The 273-nt window shown below is 61.5% G+C and carries 1 protein-coding gene; it reads left to right on the top strand.

The features are described from left to right. Positions 1-273, top strand: a 273-nt coding sequence (locus AC30D7_RS28805; protein ID WP_490136338.1) for a calcium-binding protein, incomplete at both ends; no start/stop codon positions are given.

Here is a 273-nt window from a genome sequence, read left to right as displayed (position 1 = left end):
TACGTCGATAACGTCGGCGATGTCGTGGTCGAAACCGATACCTCGCTCACCGCTTACGATCGAGTGTTCTCGTCCATCGACTACACCCTCGCCGCCAACGTCGAAAACCTGCTCCTTACCGGCACCGCCGACCTCAACGGCACCGGTAACAGCACGGGCAACCGCATTGCCGGCAACGACGGCAACAATATCCTCGACGGCGGCTTCGGTGCCGACACCCTGATCGGCGGCTTGGGCAACGACACCTACATCGTCGACAACCTCGGCGACACC

Source organism: Pseudomonas sp. DF5 (assembly GCF_058148225.1).
This window is presented reverse-complemented; position numbering and strand designations above follow the sequence as displayed.